Consider the following 16852-nt stretch of genomic DNA (forward strand, 5'->3'; position numbering starts at 1 on the left):
CACTGGTAACTGTGAGCGTTGTCTTATACAATTCGCGTCGGAGTTGGTCAGGTAATCGCTGCTTCGTTGGTAACCTTCGGGAAATCAATGAAGGGGAGGAAAGTCCGGGCTCCATAGGGCAGGGTGCCAGATAACGTCTGGGGGGCGCAAGCCTACGACAAGTGCAGCAGAGAGTAAACCGCCGATGGCCCATTGCTTGCAATGGTGCACAGGTAAGGGTGAAAGGGTGCGGTAAGAGCGCACCGCGCGGCTAGTAATAGTTTGTGGCAAGGTAAACTCCACCCGGAGCAAGACCAAATAGGTCCCTAATGGCGCGGCCCGCGTTGGGGACGGGTAGGTTGCTTGAGTCTGTGAGCGATTGCAGACCTAGACGAATGATTGCCGCCGCGAAAGCGGAACAAAACCCGGCTTATCGACCGACTCCCTACATTTAGAGAAGGTGGTGTTTGATTACAAGCACCACCTTTTTTTCGTTTTATTTTCCGCCAAAATTACATTTCGCAATCAGGTTTACTCGACCACTGTTAGAAGTGTGTCTGAATTACTGCCAATTGCTTGACATCGTTTTTGTCTCATACGTACACTTTGTGTGGGAATTTGTGGGGAAAAGTGGTGTTGTCTCATTATCTTTGTTGTTATTCTGCTAAAGTGAGTGATTAACGTACTCTTTTTATCGTGTAATTTAACCGAGATCCCCAAATGTTAAGAGGTGCCACTAACATTGTGCTTGATGATAAAGGTCGCTGGGCAATGCCTAAGCGTTACCGCGCTGCATTAATTGAACAATGTCAGGGACACTTTGTATGTACTATCGATCACCAGTTTTGTTGCTTGTTGCTATATCCCATCGATGAATGGGAACGAATTGAAGCTAAATTAGTACGTCTATCTAGCCTTCACCCCGCAGAGCGCCGATTACAACGATTGTTGCTTGGTCATGCTAGCGAATGTGAACTAGATGCGCAGGGACGGATATTAATTCCACCGACGTTAAGACAATACGCTCAGTTAGCGAATAAAATAGTGGTCGTCGGCCAGTTAAATAAATTTGAAATCTGGTCCGCGCCTTTATGGCAACAGCAAATTGAACATGATATCGACCTTCAGGCTGAGGATGCGCCGGAATGTTCCCCGCGCCTTAGTGAGCTTTCACTTTAGCTGAAATTATATTTATGTCTGAGCAATTTGAGCACGTTTCCGTTTTACTTAATGAATCAGTAGACGGGTTAGCGATTAAACCCGACGGTATCTATATAGATGGTACTTTCGGTCGCGGCGGTCATAGCCGTTTAATTCTTTCAAAACTAGGTGACAATGGTCGCCTTTACAGTATCGATCGTGATCCTCAAGCAATTGCTGAAGCGCAAAAAATTGATGATCCACGCTTTGAAATTATTCATGGCCCATTTTCTGGCATGGAAAAATACATGCAAGAGCGTGATCTTATTGGTCGTGTTGATGGTGTATTGCTTGATTTAGGCGTTTCATCACCGCAACTTGATGATGCTGAACGTGGTTTTAGTTTCATGCGTGACGGCCCATTGGATATGCGTATGGACCCAACATCAGGTATGTCTGCGGCTGAATGGCTAGCAGAAGCCGATGCTGATGATATTGCATGGGTACTAAAAGAATTTGGTGAAGAACGTTTCGCTAAACGTATCGCTCGCGGTATCGTTGAACACCGTGAGAACCCTGAAAAAGAGCCGTTAACTCGTACTCGTGAACTTGCTAGCTTAATTGCTGAAGTGTCACCGTTTAGAGATAAGCATAAGCACCCTGCAACTCGTAGTTTCCAAGCGATTCGTATTTACATTAACAGTGAATTAGAAGAGATTGATACTGCGTTACATGGCGCAATGAATACTCTTGCGACTGGTGGTCGTCTATCTGTGATCAGTTTCCATTCTTTGGAAGATCGCATGGTAAAACGCTTTATTCGTAAGCAAAGTAAAGGTCCTGATGTACCTGCTGGCTTACCATTAACCGAAGATCAAATTAAAGCACTGGGTTGTGCGGACATGAAACCTATCGGTAAGGCGATTAAACCTTCACAAAATGAACTTGGTTATAACACTCGCGCTCGTAGTTCAGTGCTACGTTTGGCCGAGCGTCTATGAAAACAACAGAATCTTCAATGAATCTGGCTAGCCTGATCGGACGAGACCTCGTCACGGTCGGGTTGGTGCCGTTGATTCTCGCCTTCACTATCCTCATTTCTGCCTTGTCTGTTGTCTATATTACTCATGAGTCTCGTCAATTAATTGCTCAGCAAGAAAAGCTATTAATGCAACGTGAAACCTATGATGTTGAATGGCGAAATCAAATACTTGAAGAAAATTCACTTGCAGAACACAGTCGCATTGAACGATTAGCTGAAACTGAGCTCAAAATGCAACGTCCATCTGTCGATAATGAAATTGTTATACATTAAAAGATGAAATTATTTAACCGTTCAAATAAAAAGACTCAGGTTAGTCCTAAGAGTACGCCATTTCTAAAATGGCGTTTTATCGTTGTCTGTGGCTTTATTCTATTAGGTTTCTTTGGCTTAATTGCACGTGCTGCCTACATTCAAGTTCTTGAGCCTGGTCGTCTTATTCAAGAGGGTGATGCACGTTCATTACGGGTTCAATTAATGCCTTCTGCACGCGGTATTATCTCCGATCGTAATGGTGAGCAACTTGCCGTAAGTGTGCCCGTACAAGCCGTCTTTGCCAATCCCGTCGAAATTTTCAAACACGGTGGTTTAAGTGAAACCAACCGTTGGAACGCACTTGCCGATGTACTTGATCTTGATCGCGCCAAATTACTACGTCGCTTAGAAAAGAATAAGACCCGTCGTTTTATCTATCTTGCACGTCAAGTTAGCCCACCCATGGCAAATTACGTTAAAAAACTTAAATTACCTGGTATTGGTTTAAAAGCAGAATCGCGTCGTTTTTATCCATCAGGTGAAGTAAGTGCACAATTAATTGGTTTTACTGGTATTGATGGTCATGGACTTGATGGTATCGAAAAAACCTATGATGGTTGGTTAACGGGTGAGCCGGGGCGCCGTACTGTGCGTAAAGATCGCTATGGTCGAGTTGTCGAAAATATTTCCCAGCAAAGTCGCCAACCAGGTAAACCGCTAGAGCTGAGTATTGATCAGCGTATTCAGGCGATTGCTTACCGCGCAGCCAAAGAAGGGGTGATGGATATTCCAGCCACTTCGGTCAGTATTGCGATTTCAGATGTGCGTACTGGTGAGATTTTGGCAATGGTCAATGCGCCGTCATTTAACCCTAATGATCGCAATGATCGTCAGCCGTATAAAATGCGTAACCGCGTGATCACTGATACTTTTGAGCCTGGCTCAACGGTGAAGCCATTTGTGGTATATACCGCCCTTAAGAATGGGGTTGTGAACGAACATACGCTGATTAATATTCCGCAGAGTAAGCACTTTCGTGTTGGTAGCAAAGTGATCACTGACGTATCACGTATTGAACCACTAGCGACCGTCCAACGTATTTTACAAAAATCGAGTAACATCGGTGTGAGTAAACTATCGCTAGCGATGCCAGTGGAAGATATTTTAGATACTTACCGTAAAGTCGGTTTTGATGAGCCATCAGGGATCAACTTGATTGGCGAAACAACGGGCCACTTTCCAAATCGTTATCGTTGGTCTGACATTGGCCGTGCCACTTTAGCGTATGGTTATGGTATTTCATTAACGCCGATTCAGTTATTGCATGCTTACACTACGCTCGGCGCTTATGGTATTAAACGTCCATTATCCATTTTAAAAACAGAAAAAGTGGTACCGGGAGAGCAAGTGCTTGATCCTAAAATTGCCAAGAAAATTCTGTTAATGATTGAATCTGTAACCGATAAAGCAGGCGGTGGTGGTGGTTGGCGAGCAGCAATTCCTGGCTACCGTGTTGGTGTTAAAACGGGTACTGCGAAAAAAGCAATTGCTGGTGGCTATGGTAATGACTACTTCTCTTATACCGTCGGCGTGGCGCCTATTAGTCATCCACGGCTAGCGATTGTAGTGATGGTGAACGAACCTAAAGGCGATAAATTCTATGGCGGTGCGGTTGCTGCGCCAATTTTATCAAAAGTACTTGGTGGCGCATTGCAAATTCTAAACGTGCCGCCAGATGCAGATACGCTAAAAATAGATAAATGAGTGTGATTCATGGCATTGGTTAAACAGGAAGTACAATTAGGCGCGGTGTTAGCGCCTTGGCTAACAGCCGCGAAAGTACCAACTGAATATTTACAGTTGGCATTAACCGCAATGACATTGGATAGTCGTCAAGTCACTGTGGGGTGTTTATTTGCTGCAGTCAAGGGACATGCGGTTGATGGACGTCGCTTTATTGATAATGCGATTGCCGCTGGTGCAAGTGCAATTGTTGCTGAAGCTGATGGCGTTGCTGCTGATGGTGAGGTTCTATTTCAAAATGGCATCATCATTATCTATTTAGACGATTTGAGTCATAAATTGTCCGCGATTGCTGGACGTTTTTACGCAGAACCAAACAGTAAACTTAAGCTTTATGCGGTTACTGGCACCAACGGTAAAACCACCATTAGCCAATTATTAGCACAGTGGGCTGACTTAGTTGGTTATCGTGCTGGAGTCATGGGTACGACGGGTAATGGGCTATTAACCGACTTGCGTCCAGCTGCCAATACAACCGGCAGTGCAATTGAAATTCAGCAGACATTAGCTGAATTGGTCGCGCAAGGCGCTAATTTTGCGGCGATGGAAGTGTCGTCACATGGCTTAGTGCAGGGGCGTGTTAGCGCGCTGCATTTTGTGGCAAGTATCTTTACCAATCTTAGTCGAGATCATCTTGATTATCATGGTGATATGGCACATTACGCTGCAGCGAAAAAAAGTTTATTTACCGAACATGACAGTGGTGTTGCGGTTATCAATGCTGATGATGTAGTCGGTCAACAATGGCTTGCCGATTTACCACAAGCGGTTGCCGTTGCGATGAATGCTGAAGCTGTAGCATTCCATGCTGGATCAAAATTATGGGCAACTGCCGTCGATTTTAGCACTAAAGGTGTCACCATTAGCTTTGAGTCTAGCTGGGGTAATGGCACATTTACTGCGCCATTAGTCGGCTCATTTAATGCGACCAATTTATTATTGGCATTGGCGACATTGTTAGTTAGTGGCCATTCACTGCCTGAATTATTAGCCGTAGCTCCGCGTTTACAAGCGGTTATTGGGCGAATGGAAGTGTTTCAATCACCGCTTGGCGATAAAGCGATGATGGTGGTTGATTATGCTCATACGCCAGATGCGCTAGAAAAAGCTCTACAAGCTCTACGAGTACATTGCGAAGGTCAATTGTGGTGTTTATTTGGTTGTGGTGGTGATCGTGATACGGGCAAACGCCCAATGATGGCTGCGATTGCAGAACAATATGCTGATCGTATTATTCTTGTTGATGATAATCCACGTAGTGAAGATCCACAGCAAATTATGTTGGATATGCAGGCTGGACTGACGGCTGTTACGACAGCAACGGTTATTCATGATCGCGCTCAAGCATGTGCTTATGCCATTGAGCAAGCAGCTGTAAATGATATTATTTTAGTGGCAGGAAAAGGCCATGAAGATTATCAAATTTTAGCTGATCGCACGATCCACTATTCAGACCGCGAAACTGTGGCCGCACTATTTAGAGAACAGGCATGATAAAGGTTCAACTAAGTTATTTACAGTCAGTACTCAATGCTGAACTTATTGGCGCGGATACTGAGATTGCAGCAGTATCAACAGATACTCGTACTATTGATAATAATACCCTTTTTATTGCTTTAATTGGCGAGCGTTTTGACGGCCATGATTTTTGTCAAAATGCCGTTGAAAATGGAGCAAAAGCATTATTAGTCAGTAAGCCATTAGCTATCGATATTCCACAATTGGTTGTTGCTGATACTCATCAAGCACTTGGCCAATTAGGCGCATGGCTCAAAGCTAAAATGACCACTGAACATGGTTTGAAAACACTAGCACTAACAGGCAGTTGTGGCAAAACCACCGTTAAAGAAATGGCAGCTGCGATTTTAGCGACTAAAGGTCAAGTGTTAGCCACTGCTGGTAATTTTAATAATGATATTGGTGTGCCATTAACATTATTGCGTTTAACTCCAGCGGATAACTATGCCGTGATTGAGCTTGGTGCTAATCATCTTGGTGAAATTGCTTACACCACCGCTTTAGTTAAACCGAATGTTGCATTAATCAATAATCTTGCAGCCGCTCACCTTGAAGGTTTCGGTTCATTAGCTGGTGTTGCTAAAGCAAAAGGTGAGATTTTTGAAGGATTGATGGCGCAAGGGCAGGCGGTCATTAACCTTGATTCTAATCAGTTAGCAATGTGGCAACCATCACTGGCAAACCACAGCGTGAGCAACTTCTCGGCGACACAAGCCAATGCTGACTATTTTGCTGCAAATATAAAAGTTAACTCTCAAGGACTGGCTTGTTTTACAATGCAAACCCCCATGGGCGCGATTGATATTAGTTTAACGTTAGCGGGTACTCACAATGTTAGCAATGCACTGGCAGCCGCCGCATTGACGATGGCATTAGGTGCGACACTTGCTGATGTAAAACAAGGATTAGAGCGTGTTGTTAATGTTAAAGGCCGCTTAGCTATCACCACATTGCCGTCTGGATTACGCATAATTGATGATACCTATAATGCCAGTGTTGCTTCTGTAAAAGCGGCAATCGATGTGCTACACGGTTTCAGCGGTAAGCGTTACTTTATTTTGGGTGATATGGCCGAACTTGGTGAAGAAAGCGAAAGCTTACACCGTGAAGTAGGTGAATATGCACGTGATAAACAGTTTGATGGCGTAATGACCTTTGGTCGTGCCAGTGCTGTGGTCAGTGAACTGAATAACGGTCAGCACTTTAGTGATAAAGCCGCGTTGATCGACGAACTTAAACAACAATTACACCAACAAATTAGCCAATCTCATACTCCTCAAGTGACTGTGCTTGCCAAAGGCGCGCGTAGCTCTCGAATGGAAGATGTTATTATTGCATTGCAGGAAGATAAATAATGATTTACTGGTTAGCTGACCACTTTCAGTCCTCAATCCCCTTTTTCCGTCTGTTTGAATACCTGACGTTCCGCGCCATAATGAGTATTTTAACGGCGTTACTATTCTCATTATGGTTAGGCCCTCGCATGATCGCTCGTTTGCAGATGCTGCAAATTGGTCAAATTGTGCGTAACGATGGCCCAGAGTCGCATTTTAGTAAACGTGGTACACCAACCATGGGCGGACTGATGATTTTGGCTGCCATTACGTTAACCGTATTATTGTGGTGTGATCTTAGTAATCCTTATGTATGGGCTGTATTGGCTGTGATGTTGGGTTATGGCGCGGTTGGTTTTGTTGATGATTACCGCAAAGTTGTACGTAAAAATACCGATGGCTTAATTGCGCGTTGGAAATATTTTTGGCAATCAGCCATCGCACTTGTGGTGGCTTTTGTGCTTTATGCTTACGGCAAAGATACCGCAGCAACCCAATTAGTGGTGCCTTTCTTTAAAGATGTGATGCCACAACTAGGGCTGTCTTACATCGTTCTGACGTATTTTGTTATTGTTGGTACCAGTAATGCGGTTAACTTAACTGATGGCCTTGATGGCTTAGCTATTATGCCAACGGTAATGGTTGCGGCTGGTTTTGCCTTTATTGCATGGGCTACGGGTAACTACAACTATGCAGAATACTTACATATTCCTTATTTAAGTAATGCGGGCGAGTTAGTTATTCTTTGTACTGCTATTGTTGGTGCGGGGTTGGGCTTTTTATGGTTCAACACCTACCCAGCCCAAGTATTTATGGGCGATGTTGGCTCATTAGCGCTAGGTGGTGCATTAGGTACGATTGCGGTATTAGTTCGTCAAGAGTTCTTATTGGTGATCATGGGCGGTGTGTTCGTGATGGAAACCGTATCGGTAATTTTACAAGTCGGCTCATTTAAATTACGCGGACAACGTATTTTCCGTATGGCGCCGATTCACCACCATTATGAATTAAAAGGTTGGCCGGAACCACGGGTTATTGTCCGTTTCTGGATCATTACGTTGATGCTGGTATTGATTGCATTAGCTACATTGAAGGTGCGTTAACATGAATGGCTTGGTAGGTATTAACAAGGTTGTTGTGATTGGACTTGGTATGACAGGTCTATCGGTGGTGAATCATTTAGTACGATTACCACAATTGCTGGATATTAAAGTAATTGATACCCGTGATAATCCGCCAGGCCAAGAACAACTCCCTGCGGGAGTTGAGATGTGCGCGGGTCAATGGAATCTGCAATGGCTACTTGATGCTGATTTAATTGTTGCTAGTCCAGGAATTGCATTAGCAACGCCGGAGTTATTGTTAGCAGCACAATCAAATATTGAAATTGTGGGTGATATTGAATTATTTGCACGTGCAGTGAATAAACCCGTGGTCGCTATTACAGGATCTAATGGTAAAAGTACGGTTACCAGTTTAGTCGGTGAAATGGCAAAACAAGCAGGCATTAATGTCGGCGTTGGTGGCAATATCGGTTTTGCGGCTTTAGATATGTTGGCTCAAAATCACGATCTTTACGTGCTTGAATTATCCAGTTTTCAGTTAGAAACCACGTCATCCTTGGTTGTTGATGCTGCGGTGTATCTCAATCTGTCGGAAGATCATATGGATCGTTATCCGGGTGGTTTAGCTGATTATAACAATGCCAAAATGCGTATTTTTGATCATGCTAAATTGGCGGTGTATAACCGTGACGATCTTGCTACTAAACCTGACTTTAACGGTAGTATGACCAGCTTTGGTTTTGATAATGCTGATTATGGACTGGTTACTGTTGATGGCGTTGAGTGGTTAGCGATTGCGGGTGAGCCATTAATGGCTGTGAGTGAAATTGCACTTGTTGGTCGTCATAATGTGGCTAACTGCTTAGCAGCATTAGCATTAGCCGATGCGGTCGGTATTGATCGCGCAGCTGCTTGCCAGACTATGCGCAGTTATACTGGATTAGCTCATCGGTGTCAGTTAGCCGTAAATTGTCACGGTGTTAAATGGGTTAATGATTCAAAGGCAACCAACCTTGCGAGTACTGTTGCAGCATTAACCGGCTTGCAACTGGCAGGTAAATTGCATTTATTAATGGGTGGTGACGGTAAAGGTGCTGATTTCAGTGAACTTAAACCGATTCTGGCTGACTTAAATGTACAACTTTATTGTTTTGGTCGTGATGGACATTTATTTAGTGATTTAGTTGAAAATGCAATAAATGTCGACACCATGAGTGAAGCAATGGATCGCGCAGCAGCTACCGTACAAGCTGGCGATATGGTTTTATTATCACCGGCGTGCGCCAGTTGGGATCAATTTGCCAACTTTATGGCACGTGGTGATGCTTTCGTTGAACAAGCCATTCGGCTACAAGATTCAATCTCAGGAAAAATGTAATGTTTAAAATGGCCCGTAACGGATTATCGGTAGTCTCTGGCTGGTTTTTAAAACCAGCCAAACCGATTCTGTATGACCGCCAATTGGTGTGGATAGCAATAGCCCTGATGATGACAGGGTTAGTAATGGTAACGTCAGCATCCATTCCTGTCGCCACTCGTCTTACTGGTGTACCCTTCTTTTTCGCTCTTCGTCACGGCTTCTTTTTAGTTTGTTCGATAGTGATCGCTGCATTTGTTATGCGAATTCCATTAGCCAAATGGGAAAAGTACAGCGTACCAATGCTATTGATTTCAATATTTTTATTGATTGTAGTATTGGCTATTGGTCACTCAGTTAACGGTGCTGCACGTTGGATTCCATTAGGGGTATTTAACTTGCAACCGGCGGAAGTCGCGAAACTGTCCCTTTTTGTGTTTCTTGCGGGCTATTTAGTTCGTCAGTATAACCAAGTCCGTGGCACTTTTATCGGTTTTGCTAAGCCATTAGTCGTACTAGGTATTATGGGCTTTCTGTTGCTACAACAGCCTGACTTGGGTTCGTTCGTGGTAATGTTTGTCGGTACTATTGGAATGCTATTTATTGCGGGGGCGCGGTTATGGCAATTCTTAGTCATGCTAGCAACGGCCTTAGTCGGCATTGCGATGCTGATTGCCTTTGAACCTTACCGTATGCGACGGGTAACCTCATTTTTAAATCCATGGCAAGATCCTTATGGTAGTGGTTATCAGCTAACGCAGTCATTAATGGCATTTGGCCGTGGTGAGTGGTTTGGACAAGGACTGGGTAACTCGATTCAAAAACTGGCTTACTTACCAGAAGCACATACTGACTTTGTATTTGCTGTTTTAGCCGAAGAATTAGGCTTAGCTGGAGTAATCGTTGTTTTAACATTATTGTTTGCATTAGTGTTTAAAGCGATTGCTATTGGACGTAAATGTCTAGAAAGCGGGCTTTTATTTGGTGGTTATTTGGCGTTTGGCTTTGGTATTTGGTTTGCGTTTCAAACCTTGGTTAACGTTGGTGCCGCTGCGGGTATCGTGCCGACCAAAGGCTTAACCTTGCCCCTGATCAGTTATGGTGGTTCAAGTCTCTTTATCATGGCTGCTGCGGTGGCGATTTTGATTCGAATTGATTTTGAACAGCGGGTCGCTGCTAAATTTGCATCAGAGCAACCAGCAGAGATTGACGATGAGGCACTAGATAATATGGAAGTAGCAGTTGAACAAGTTTCTTTAGATTCTCAAGTGCTTGCAACTGCTGATAATTTACAACTAGAACAAGATAAAAAGCATTCTAATGACAAAGAATAAACGTTTATTGGTGATGGCGGGTGGTACTGGCGGTCACGTCTTTCCTGGGCTAGCAGTTGCACGTCGATTGCAGCAACAAGGATGGGAAATTCGCTGGTTGGGTACCGCGGATCGTATGGAAGCGGATTTAGTGCCGAAACACGGTATTGATATCGATTTTATTAAAGTAAAAGGCTTACGTGGTAGCGGTATTTTATCGTTATTAGGGGCGCCATTTAAAATTATTAAAGCGATTATTCAAGCACGTAAATATATTAAAGCATGGCAACCGGATGTGGTACTTGGCATGGGAGGCTATGTTAGTGGCCCTGGCGGTGTCGCTGCATGGTCATTGGGTATTCCAGTGGTATTGCATGAGCAAAATGCAGTGGCAGGGCTAACCAATCAGTGGTTGGCTAAAATTGCGACTAAAGTGCTGCAGGCTTTTCCTGGTGCTTTTAAAGATAAGCCAGTGGTTGGTAATCCCGTTCGTGAAGATGTGACATTATTGCCTGCACCTAAACAACGCTTTGCTGAACGCACAGGGCCAATTCGTGTATTGGTGATGGGCGGCAGTCAAGGGGCACGTATTTTAAACCAGACCATGCCTGAAGTGGCAGGGATTCTAGGGGATAACGTCACCATTTGGCATCAAGCGGGTAAAGGTAGCCAACAATCAACACAAGAAGCTTATGTGAAGCATTGCCAAACACCCCATAAAGTGACTGAGTTTATTGATGATGTTGCTGCCGCTTATGGCTGGGCTGATTTGGTTGTTTGCCGCTCTGGCGCGTTAACGGTATCGGAATTGTCGGCCGCTGGTGTCGGCGCTATTTTCATTCCGTTTATGCACAAAGATCGCCAACAAGCATTAAATGCTGAACATTTAGTCGCATGTGGCGCCGCAAAAATGATTGAACAACCGCAATTAACGGTTGATGGCTTAGCCCAACAAATTAATTTATTAAATCGTATTGCGCTTGAACACATGGCTTGTGCCGCGCGTAATGCTGCTATCATTGACGCAGACCAACGTGTTGCTGATGTGATCAAATCACTAGCAAAGAATTAAACAGGAACAAAGTGATGAGTAAACTGGATAACCAGCAATTAGCAAAGATTCGAACTATGGTGCCCGAGATGCGCCGAGTCGAACGTATTCACTTTGTTGGTATTGGTGGTGCTGGCATGAGCGGCATCGCAGAAGTATTGGTTAACGAAGGTTACCGTATCAGTGGTTCTGATATTGCGCCTAATGCGGTAACAAATCGTCTTACAGCAAAAGGTGCTGAGATCTTTTTTGGCCATGCAGCTGAAAACGTCACTGGCGCAAGTGTGGTGGTAGCATCAACGGCTATCAACAAACAAAATCCAGAATTATTAGCAGCAACAGAGTTACGTATTCCGGTAGTACGTCGTGCTGAAATGTTAGCTGAGTTAATGCGTTACCGTCATGGTATTGCGATTGCGGGAACGCATGGTAAAACGACCACCACCGCACTGACAACGCAGATTTATTCGGAAGCGGGTCTTGATCCAACGTTTGTTAACGGTGGCCTAGTTAAAAGTGCAGGTACTAATGCGCGTTTAGGTTGTAGCCGTTATTTGATCGCTGAAGCGGATGAAAGCGATGCATCGTTTTTACACTTACAACCAATGGTGTGTGTTGTCACTAACATTGAAGCTGATCATATGGATACTTATGGTGGTGACTTTGAAGTGTTAAAACAAACCTTCATTGATTTCCTTCATAACCTACCATTTTATGGTTTAGCGGTAATGTGTATTGATGATCCAGTGGTACGTGAATTATTGCCACGTGTTGGTCGTCCAATGTTGACTTATGGTTTTGCTGAAGATGCTGATGTGCGTTTAGTTAACTATACTCAAACAGGGCAACAAGGTCATTTTACGGTATTGCGTAATGACAAGCCGGCATTGAATATTACCCTTAATATTCCCGGAAAACACAACGCATTAAATGCAACGGCGGCAATTGCTGTGGCGACGGAAGAAGGTGTCAGTGATGATGCTATCATGCGCGCTTTAGTTGAGTTTGAAGGTACAGGCCGTCGTTTTGATCACTTAGGTGAGTTTGAAACGGGCAATGGTAACGTGATGCTGGTGGATGATTATGGTCATCACCCAAGCGAAGTCGATGTGACCATTCAAGCTGCTCGTGCTGGTTGGCCTGATAAGCGTTTAGTGATGATATTTCAGCCTCACCGCTATAGCCGTACTCGTGACTTATATGATGATTTTGCCAATGTATTAGAACAAGTTGATGTATTGGTGATGCTGGATGTGTATGCGGCGGGTGAAACACCGATTGCTGGCGCTGATAGTCGTTCACTGTGTCGTACTATTCGTTCACGCGCGAAAATTGATCCTGTGTTTGTGCCACAGGCAGAGCATTTGCCTGCAATTTTGGCCAATATTATCCAAAATGATGATTTGGTTCTGACACAAGGTGCGGGTGATGTTGGCAAAATAGCGCGCCAATTAGCTGAATTGCAGCTGAATATTTCAAATATGCGTCAAGATGCCTAATTGGTATTTTTTGCTTTTGTTGACAGTATAAATACCGATCACTGGCTGTAAAACGGTAATTCCAGTGCCAGTGATCGCTATTTTTTGCTATTTCTCGACAAATAGATAAATTTATTGTCAGGTTATGCTCGGAAAACGCCTTATGAGTGTTGGAGTGGGTCGAGTTGCTCGGTATAATCGTTTAACTTTGCTCGTTATACCTGACTGAGCGCACCATCATAAAATACCTTTATGGAATGGTTTGGCTTAAATGGTAAGGTAAATAGACACGCGATGACTGAACAAGTCGTAAATAAAGAGCATATATCATCCTCTCCTCGTGGTTTGAAGCGTTGGGGCGGATTAGCGTTTTTTCTCTTTGTCATTGGTTTTACGGTTTGGCTTGTCAGTGCTACCAAAGACTGGATGACAGATGCAAACCGATTACCGTTGTCAAATTTAGTCATTCAAGGACAGCTACATTATCTGACTAAAGATGATGTCAGGCAGTCAATTTTACATCTTCACCATCTGGGTAGTTTTATGACCCAAGATGTAAATAGTATTCAAGCATCCGTTGAGGCATTACCTTGGGTTGCCCAGGCTGCGGTACGTAAACAATGGCCAGATACAATTAAAGTGTTTTTGGTTGAAAACCAGCCTGTTGCTGAATGGAACGGAACGTACTTAGTTAACCGTGAAGGGGCTGTTTTTAAAGCGCCAGCATTGCAAGTAGCAGGATTAGGGTTAACCAATCTGATTGGCCCTAAAGGCAGTAGTGAAGAAGTTTTAGCTGGATTGCGTGAAATGCGTCCGGTACTGAAAAAAGCGGGTTTTGGGATTGCGTCATTATCATTTAATGAACGTCGTGCTTGGCGCGTGGTATTAACAAACGGTATTAGACTTGAATTGGGGCATGAAGCTCGAATGCAACGTATAAAGCGTTTTATCGAGATTTATCCTGAGTTATTAAAGCAGGGTAAGCCGATTGATTATGTAGATTTGCGTTATGATACTGGCGCAGCTGTGGGTTGGAAAACAATGCCGGAGTATGATAAACATGCGCCGGATAAAAAATAAGAGCGTGCACTGATGACTAAGGCTGCAGATAAAAAACTCATAGTTGGTCTTGATATCGGCACTTCCAAAGTTTGCGCTTTGGTTGGGGAGGTCCTACCCGATGGCAATGTTAATGTCATTGGTGTGGGTAGCAGCCCATCACGCGGAATGGATAAGGGTGGGGTTAATGACCTTGAGTCAGTAGTGAAGTCAGTTCAGCGTGCTGTTGATCAGGCTGAGCTCATGGCTGATTGCCAAATTGGTTCCGTGTGTTTATCGCTATCAGGTAAACATATTAGTTGCCAAACAGAAAAAGGCATGGTGCCTATTTCTGATAAAGAAGTAACTCAAGATGACGTCGATAATGTTATTCATACGGCGAAATCAGTAAAAATAAGCGATGAGCAACGTACGTTGCACGTGATTCCACAAGAATTTGCGATTGATTACCAAGAGGGCATTAAAAACCCTGTTGGTTTATCAGGTGTTCGTATGGAAGCAAGTGTTCACTTGATCACTTGTCATAACGACATGGCGCGTAACATCGTTAAAGCAGTAGAGCGTTGTGGTTTAAGTGTTGATCACCTGATTTTCTCAGGATTAGCAGCAAGCCATGCTGTACTGACCCCAGATGAGCGTGAGCTCGGCGTATGCGTAGTCGATATCGGCGGCGGTACAATGGATCTTGCCATTTGGTCTGGTGGCGCATTACGTCATGCGGAAGTAATTCCTTATGCGGGTAATGTTGTGACTAGTGATATTGCTTATGCGTTTGGTACACCACCGGGTGACGCTGAAGATATTAAAGTGAAATACGGTTGTGCATTAAGTGAATTGGTGAGCAAAGATGCTAAGGTTGATGTACCGAGTGTTGGTGGTCGTCCATCTAGAAGCTTGCAAAGTCAAACACTAGCAGAAGTAATAGAGCCTCGATATAGTGAATTGCTAGGGTTAGTAAATCAAAAATTACTAACCGTACAAGATCAATTGCGAGAGGCTGGTGTTAAACACCACCTAGCAGCGGGCATCGTCCTTACCGGGGGCGCTGCGCAAATGGAAGGTTTAACTGAATGTGCTGAGCGGGTTTTCCGTAATCAAGTACGTATCGGTCAGCCTCTTGATCTGAGTGGATTGACTGACTATGTTCAGGCTCCACCCTATGCTACTGCAGTAGGATTACTGCACTACGGAAAGGATAGTCAATCATTTGATGAAAATGCACAAGAACCGAAACGCTCGGTAACTGGGCTATTTTCACGAATCAGTGGTTGGTTCGAAAAGAATTTTTAAACCTGATGCGAACAGGATAACGGAGAGAACAAATGTTTGAACCGATGATGGAAATGTCTGATGAAGCTGTAATTAAGGTCATTGGCGTTGGCGGCGGCGGCGGTAATGCAGTCGATCACATGGTACGTGAGTCTATTGAAGGCGTGCAGTTCATTAGTGTTAACACTGATGCACAAGCTCTTCGTAAAACAAGCGTAAGTACTGTTATTCAAATCGGTGGTGATATCACTAAAGGTTTGGGTGCGGGTGCAAACCCACAAGTGGGCCGTGATTCAGCGTTAGAAGATCGTGAAGCAATCAAAAAAGAGCTTGAAGGCTCTGATATGATCTTCATTGCAGCGGGCATGGGTGGTGGTACCGGTACTGGTGCTGCGCCAATCATTGCTGAAGTAGCGAAAGAGCTTGGTATTCTTACCGTTGCTGTTGTAACTAAACCATTTAGCTTCGAAGGTAAGAAGCGTATGGCATTTGCAGAGCAAGGTATTGACGAGCTTTCTAAGCATGTTGATTCATTAATCACTATTCCTAACGAAAAGCTACTTAAAGTACTTGGTCGTGGTATCACATTACTTGATGCCTTTGCGAAAGCAAACGACGTACTTAAGAATGCGGTTCAAGGTATTGCTGAGCTAATCACTCGCCCTGGCATGATCAACGTCGACTTTGCGGACGTACGTACCGTAATGTCGGAAATGGGTCATGCAATGATGGGTAGTGGTGTTGCTGCTGGTGATGACCGTGCTGAAGAAGCTGCTGAAATGGCAATTTCTAGCCCATTACTAGAAGATATCGATCTAGCTGGCGCACGTGGTGTTTTAGTTAACATTACTGCTGGTATGGATATGCGTCTAGACGAATTCGAAACTGTGGGTAACACAGTGAAAGCATTCGCTTCTGATAACGCAACTGTGGTTATCGGTACATCACTTGACCCTGATATGACTGATGAGCTACGTGTAACTGTTGTAGCTACAGGTATTGGTAAAGAGTGTAAGCCTGATATCACATTAGTAACGTCATCAAAGCCAGCACCTGCTGTTGTACAGGAAAAACCTGCTGCAATCGCTGAAGAAAAGCCTGTTGAAACTCAACAAGCTAAACCTCAGGGTGCGGATCATGACTACTTAGATATCCCTGCATTCTTGCGTAAGCAAGCGGACTAAAATAGC

14 protein-coding genes and 1 other RNA gene are annotated in these 16852 nt (G+C 44.1%); all 15 read left to right on the top strand.

Going from position 1 to position 16852, the window contains the following annotated elements:
• Nucleotides 1-39: 39 nt before the first annotated feature.
• The 15 genes from rnpB to ftsZ all read left to right on the top strand — a co-directional run bounded on the left by rnpB (nt 40) and on the right by ftsZ (nt 16846).
• Nucleotides 40-428: RNase P RNA component class A (gene rnpB, locus VXS03_RS12155), an RNA gene on the top strand.
• 271 nt (nt 429-699) lie between these two features.
• A complete protein-coding gene (mraZ, locus tag VXS03_RS12160; RefSeq protein WP_327763993.1) occupies nt 700-1158 on the top strand; it encodes a division/cell wall cluster transcriptional repressor MraZ in 459 nt (152 codons plus the stop codon).
• Nucleotides 1159-1172: 14 nt separating this feature from the next.
• Complete coding sequence (gene rsmH, locus VXS03_RS12165; protein WP_327763994.1) at nt 1173-2120, top strand: 16S rRNA (cytosine(1402)-N(4))-methyltransferase RsmH; 948 nt, start codon at nt 1173-1175, stop codon at nt 2118-2120.
• Complete coding sequence (ftsL, locus tag VXS03_RS12170; protein WP_080158320.1) at nt 2117-2434, top strand: cell division protein FtsL; 318 nt, start codon at nt 2117-2119, stop codon at nt 2432-2434. The genes rsmH and ftsL overlap by 4 nt, the downstream gene beginning before the upstream one ends.
• A gap of 3 nt (nt 2435-2437) precedes the next feature.
• Nucleotides 2438-4180 carry a penicillin-binding transpeptidase domain-containing protein gene (locus tag VXS03_RS12175; protein WP_327763995.1) on the top strand — a complete coding sequence of 581 codons (1743 nt, stop codon included), beginning with the start codon at nt 2438-2440 and terminating at the stop codon, nt 4178-4180.
• 9 nt (nt 4181-4189) lie between these two features.
• A complete protein-coding gene (gene murE / locus VXS03_RS12180; RefSeq protein ID WP_327763996.1) occupies nt 4190-5713 on the top strand; it encodes a UDP-N-acetylmuramoyl-L-alanyl-D-glutamate--2,6-diaminopimelate ligase in 1524 nt (507 codons plus the stop codon).
• Nucleotides 5710-7092, top strand: coding sequence for a UDP-N-acetylmuramoyl-tripeptide--D-alanyl-D-alanine ligase (murF, locus tag VXS03_RS12185; protein WP_327763997.1), 1383 nt, complete (start codon nt 5710-5712; stop codon nt 7090-7092). Before murE ends, murF begins: the two co-directional genes overlap by 4 nt.
• A complete protein-coding gene (gene mraY, locus VXS03_RS12190) occupies nt 7092-8174 on the top strand; it encodes a phospho-N-acetylmuramoyl-pentapeptide-transferase (protein WP_327763999.1) in 1083 nt (360 codons plus the stop codon). Before murF ends, mraY begins: the two co-directional genes overlap by 1 nt.
• 1 nt (nt 8175) lies before the next feature.
• Entirely contained in the window at nt 8176-9513 is a 1338-nt protein-coding gene (gene murD / locus VXS03_RS12195; protein WP_327764000.1) for a UDP-N-acetylmuramoyl-L-alanine--D-glutamate ligase, read from the top strand.
• Nucleotides 9513-10826, top strand: a complete 1314-nt coding sequence (ftsW, locus tag VXS03_RS12200) for a cell division protein FtsW (RefSeq protein ID WP_327764001.1) — start codon at nt 9513-9515, stop codon at nt 10824-10826. Before murD ends, ftsW begins: the two co-directional genes overlap by 1 nt.
• The gene (gene murG / locus VXS03_RS12205) at nt 10813-11877 is read left to right on the top strand and encodes an undecaprenyldiphospho-muramoylpentapeptide beta-N-acetylglucosaminyltransferase (protein WP_327764002.1); all 1065 of its coding nucleotides are present in this window, start codon (nt 10813-10815) and stop codon (nt 11875-11877) included. Before ftsW ends, murG begins: the two co-directional genes overlap by 14 nt.
• Before the next feature lie 14 nt (nt 11878-11891).
• The gene (gene murC / locus VXS03_RS12210; RefSeq protein WP_327764003.1) at nt 11892-13355 is read left to right on the top strand and encodes a UDP-N-acetylmuramate--L-alanine ligase; all 1464 of its coding nucleotides are present in this window, start codon (nt 11892-11894) and stop codon (nt 13353-13355) included.
• A 273-nt stretch (nt 13356-13628) separates the two neighbouring features.
• Complete coding sequence (locus VXS03_RS12215) at nt 13629-14414, top strand: cell division protein FtsQ/DivIB (RefSeq protein WP_327764004.1); 786 nt, start codon at nt 13629-13631, stop codon at nt 14412-14414.
• 12 nt (nt 14415-14426) lie between these two features.
• A complete protein-coding gene (gene ftsA, locus VXS03_RS12220) occupies nt 14427-15683 on the top strand; it encodes a cell division protein FtsA (RefSeq protein WP_327764005.1) in 1257 nt (418 codons plus the stop codon).
• Between the two features lie 32 nt (nt 15684-15715).
• Nucleotides 15716-16846 (top strand): cell division protein FtsZ, encoded by a 1131-nt coding sequence (ftsZ, locus tag VXS03_RS12225; protein ID WP_327764006.1) that lies wholly within the window; start codon nt 15716-15718, stop codon nt 16844-16846.
• Nucleotides 16847-16852 lie beyond the last annotated feature (6 nt).

The sequence above is a fragment of the Photobacterium sp. S4TG1 genome (assembly GCF_036040035.1).
Taxonomy (GTDB): domain Bacteria; phylum Pseudomonadota; class Gammaproteobacteria; order Enterobacterales; family Vibrionaceae; genus Photobacterium.

What these genes read in the sequence shown, in the direction of transcription:
- mraZ (WP_327763993.1), top strand. Translation starts at nt 700, where the DNA reads ATGTTAAGAGGTGCCACTAACATTGTGCTTGATGATAAAGGTCGCTGG.
- rsmH (WP_327763994.1), top strand. Translation starts at nt 1,173, where the DNA reads ATGTCTGAGCAATTTGAGCACGTTTCCGTTTTACTTAATGAATCAGTA.
- ftsL (WP_080158320.1), top strand. Translation starts at nt 2,117, where the DNA reads ATGAAAACAACAGAATCTTCAATGAATCTGGCTAGCCTGATCGGACGA.
- VXS03_RS12175 (WP_327763995.1), top strand. Translation starts at nt 2,438, where the DNA reads ATGAAATTATTTAACCGTTCAAATAAAAAGACTCAGGTTAGTCCTAAG.
- murE (WP_327763996.1), top strand. Translation starts at nt 4,190, where the DNA reads ATGGCATTGGTTAAACAGGAAGTACAATTAGGCGCGGTGTTAGCGCCT.
- murF (WP_327763997.1), top strand. Translation starts at nt 5,710, where the DNA reads ATGATAAAGGTTCAACTAAGTTATTTACAGTCAGTACTCAATGCTGAA.
- mraY (WP_327763999.1), top strand. Translation starts at nt 7,092, where the DNA reads ATGATTTACTGGTTAGCTGACCACTTTCAGTCCTCAATCCCCTTTTTC.
- murD (WP_327764000.1), top strand. Translation starts at nt 8,176, where the DNA reads ATGAATGGCTTGGTAGGTATTAACAAGGTTGTTGTGATTGGACTTGGT.
- ftsW (WP_327764001.1), top strand. Translation starts at nt 9,513, where the DNA reads ATGTTTAAAATGGCCCGTAACGGATTATCGGTAGTCTCTGGCTGGTTT.
- murG (WP_327764002.1), top strand. Translation starts at nt 10,813, where the DNA reads ATGACAAAGAATAAACGTTTATTGGTGATGGCGGGTGGTACTGGCGGT.
- murC (WP_327764003.1), top strand. Translation starts at nt 11,892, where the DNA reads ATGAGTAAACTGGATAACCAGCAATTAGCAAAGATTCGAACTATGGTG.
- VXS03_RS12215 (WP_327764004.1), top strand. Translation starts at nt 13,629, where the DNA reads ATGACTGAACAAGTCGTAAATAAAGAGCATATATCATCCTCTCCTCGT.
- ftsA (WP_327764005.1), top strand. Translation starts at nt 14,427, where the DNA reads ATGACTAAGGCTGCAGATAAAAAACTCATAGTTGGTCTTGATATCGGC.
- ftsZ (WP_327764006.1), top strand. Translation starts at nt 15,716, where the DNA reads ATGTTTGAACCGATGATGGAAATGTCTGATGAAGCTGTAATTAAGGTC.